At 59.6% G+C, this 3630-nt stretch carries 4 protein-coding genes; 3 read left to right on the top strand and 1 reads right to left on the bottom strand.

Translation table 11 applies throughout. The features are described 5' to 3' along the window. From ACFDSS_RS14085 to ACFDSS_RS14075, 3 genes are all read left to right on the top strand, one after another. The coding region (locus tag ACFDSS_RS14085; protein ID WP_375256351.1) for an amidohydrolase family protein at positions 1–781 on the top strand (781 nt) is incomplete at its 5' end. Positions 782–823: 42 nt separating this feature from the next. After that, a complete protein-coding gene (locus ACFDSS_RS14080; RefSeq protein ID WP_375256350.1) occupies positions 824–1504 on the top strand; it encodes an aspartate/glutamate racemase family protein in 681 nt (226 codons plus the stop codon). Further along, complete coding sequence (locus ACFDSS_RS14075; RefSeq protein ID WP_375256349.1) at positions 1497–2417, top strand: dihydrodipicolinate synthase family protein; 921 nt, start codon at positions 1497–1499, stop codon at positions 2415–2417. Before ACFDSS_RS14080 ends, ACFDSS_RS14075 begins: the two co-directional genes overlap by 8 nt. A gap of 4 nt (positions 2418–2421) precedes the next feature. On the opposite strand, the gene ACFDSS_RS14070 is transcribed toward ACFDSS_RS14075, so the two are convergent. Continuing rightward, positions 2422–3600 carry a capsular biosynthesis protein gene (locus ACFDSS_RS14070; RefSeq protein WP_375256348.1) on the bottom strand — a complete coding sequence of 393 codons (1179 nt, stop codon included), beginning with the start codon at positions 3598–3600 and terminating at the stop codon, positions 2422–2424. Positions 3601–3630: the final 30 nt, after the last annotated feature.

Below are 3630 nucleotides of genomic sequence, written 5' to 3'. Positions count from 1 at the left end.
CTCCCACCCGCGCATGGCCGAGATTGACGCCATTGAACGCCTCTGCCGATTTGCTGAGTATCTGGGGCAGCCGGTGATGATATTTCATGTCTCAACGGCGCAGGGGGCAGCTGCGGTGCGTGCAGCCCGCAAGCGCGGCGCGCCGGTCTGGGCCGAGACCTGCCCGCATTATCTGTTCATGACCGAAGATATACTGCGCAAGCCGGGGTTGGAGGGTGGCAAATGGATGTGCTCACCTCCGCAGCGCCATGCCGCCGATCAAGAGACGCTCTGGCAGGCGCTGCAAGGTGGCGACTTGCAAATCGTGTCGTCCGATCATGCCCCCTATCGCTTTGATGAAAGCGGCAAACTCTCTGCCGGGCCGGATGCGCGGTTTGACCAGATCGCCAATGGCCTGCCGGGGCTTGAGACCCGGCTGCCACTGATGTTTGACGCGATGGTCACGCGCGGGCGCGGCGGGCCGATGGGCTTTGCAAAGCTGACAGCAAGTGCTGCCGCTGACATCTACGGGCTGCCAAACAAAGGCAGGCTCTCGGTTGGAATGGATGCGGATATCTCGCTTTGGGATCCAGCAAAAACAGTGACTTGTGGTGCCAATGACCTACATGACAACGTTGGTTACAATCCGTGGGAAGGCTACACCATCACCGGCTGGCCCACAGATGTTTGGCTGCGCGGGGTGCCGATCGTTCAAGCCGGGACGTTGACAGCAACGCCGGGATGCGGCCGCAAGATCGACCGACCCGCGCTTGCTGTGCCGACGACGCAACCTCATGGATAAGGATAGTCAAATTACCCGCAGCATCACAGACAGGCCAGTCCCATGACGGATCGCAGCCTCATCATCATCAACCCTAATTCGTCGCAAGTTGTCACTGACGGGATCGACGCGGCGGTTGCGCCTTTGCGTGCATTCGGCACCCCGATCCGCTGCCTGACGTTGGCCCAAGCCCCCCCCGGTATCGAAAGTCAAATACAGGCCGATCTGACGATTGCGGCAATGCTCAAGCTGGCGGCGTCGCAGCGTGATGCAGCAGGATTCGTAATCGCATGTTTTGGTGATCCGGGGCTGTACGCACTGCGTGACCAAACCGCCCTGCCCGTGATGGGCATTCAGGAAGCTGCGGTGATGTCGGCCCTGACGCTGGGACAGCGATTTGGGGTGATCGCGATCCTGCCCGCCTCGATCCCGCGACACATGCGGGCCTTTGGTAGCATGGGCGTGATGGATCGTCTGGCCGGTGACCGCGCCTTGGGGCTGGGTGTGGCCGACCTTGCCGACCCAGACAAAAGCCTCATTGCCATGATCCGCACGGGCAAACGTCTGCGCGACGAAGACGGTGCGGATGTGCTGATTATGGGATGCGCCGGGATGGCCCACTACCGCACTGTTCTTGAGGCCGAAACCGGCCTGCCCGTCGTTGAACCCACACAAGCGGCCACAGCGATGGCACTTGGCAATATCGCCCTGGGACAAAGCCATAAAGGAACCCGACATGCTTGATGAAACCGCGGAAGGCGTCTTTGCCATCGCAGTCACGCCGTTCCTGCCGAACGGCGCGATCGACTGGGAAAGCGTTGACCGCATGGTGGAGTTCTACATCGCGATGGGGGCAACCGGCCTGACGATCTTGGGCATGATGGGAGAGGCCGGCAAACTGACGGCAGAGGAATCCGTGGCCCTCGTCAAACGCGTGGTGGCGCGCAGCACGGTGCCTGTGGTCGTCGGGGTCTCTGCGCCGGGGTTTGCGGCGATGAAAGCACTGGCGACCGCATCAATGGATCTGGGGGCAGCGGGTGTGATGGTGGCGCCGTCGAGCAACCTCAGGACTGACGCGCAGATCATAACCTATTATCACAGCACCGCAGAAGTTTTGGGCGCCGCCCCCTTCGTCTTGCAGGATTTCCCTTTGGTGACGAATGTCGTCATCTCGACCGATGTGATCCTGAAAATCGTCACTGATTGCCCGACCTGCGTGATGCTGAAACACGAAGACTGGCCCGGCTTGGAAAAGATCAGCGCCCTGCGCGCAGCCTCGGACAATGGGGCGCGGCGGATTTCGATCCTGTGCGGGAATGGCGGGCTATACCTGCTTGAAGAAATGTTGCGCGGCGCCGACGGGGCGATGACAGGTTTTGCCTACCCTGAAATGATGGCGCAGGTTGTCTCCGCCTACCAATCCGGGGATGAAACCCGCGCCCGCGATATCTTTGACGCCTATTTGCCGATGGTGCGCTATGAGGCGCAACCGGGGCTGGGTCTGGCAATCCGCAAGCACACGCTGGCGCAAAGGGGTGTGATTGCGCATGATACATTGCGCAAACCGGGGGCGGTTTTGCGTGAGACGACAAAGCGAGAGGTGCAGTTGTTGGCAGCGCGGCAGGATGAGAGACTACAGGCCTTGGAAGTTCGCTAGCCGATCACGTTTGCCCCTTTGCAAGCGCGCCTAATATCGCGTCTCGCGCGTTGTCGCGCGCCTGCAACTGCGCAATCGTAAATCGACCCTCTATCAAATCGTCCTCAGACGGGTAATACGCACTATCAAGGTAGTTCATAAATGCGTCACGTGCTTGCCCATCAAATGCAAGGCGTTCCGGATCGGAAAATACCTCCCCCAACTCCGCCTGACTGCTGACTTTCGTGGCCAAGCCGTCGAATGCATAAAACGCATGGCCAAGAACGATCACGGGCTTGTCGAAGTAAAACGCCTGAAGTCCGACTGAAGAGTTCACATTCAACACCGCACGCGCATGAGCGACCTGTTGCATCGTATTTGTGGCGTTATCAACCCGGAATTTATCGCCCCGGAGCGCCTTGAGACGATCCCCGAAAGCCTGCTTTGCCGACGGGTGTTCCTTGATCCGAACGTGCCAGCCCTCAGGCAGCGCATCAGCCGCCTGCGCCAATGCATCAATCATATCACCGACCCGTGTAATCCAGTCGCCATAGATCGTTAACTGACTGTCGCCGGGGACTTGCAGCGGGCAGAAGATGTAGTTTTCCGAGGTGAGCGCCTCTGTTGCGTCCTCTTGACCCACATCGCTGCGCCCTGCGGCCCTGCGCGGAACCAGGCTTGCCGCATTGCGCCGCCATTGGTCAGCGGGGCAGCCGGTTTCTTTCGCCCAAGCATGATAGAAATCGATCCGGCGTGGCAGGCTGGCGCCAAAGTTCACACCTTCACTATCGACAGCGATGCGTCCGGGCAGCGGGCTTTCCTCAAGATACACAACCGCGCGGCCGTGTTGGCGGGCTGCATAGGCAAAGAGGCTGCGATGCCCTTTGATACCGTTCCAGACAAGGACTGAGGCTTGCGGATAACGCTTCAGAAGATTGTCGAACCAGCGGTACTGGCCAGTTAAGAACAGGCGCTTTAAGATATGTCCGAATTGCCCCTTTCCTGGCTTGTTGCCTGAACGCATGGCACGTTCCAAGACCGCAGGTTGCAGGGACGGCCCACGCAATCGCAACCCGGCTGTTTTGTAGGGAATGCATCGCACAAACCCTTTGGCAAAGCCGGTTTGAATCGCATTGATCCGCGCTTTGCGCGACGCGTGCAATATGACGTCGGCCACGCCCGAGGTGGCTTGATCCGCGCTCATGTTGGTTGAAGCTCCCTATGCTTTTGTGCC

It is taken from the genome of Yoonia sp. (assembly GCF_042093035.1).
Lineage (GTDB): Bacteria > Pseudomonadota > Alphaproteobacteria > Rhodobacterales > Rhodobacteraceae > Yoonia.
The sequence above is the reverse complement of the archived record's forward strand: the minus strand, read 5'-3'. Positions and strand labels throughout refer to the sequence as shown.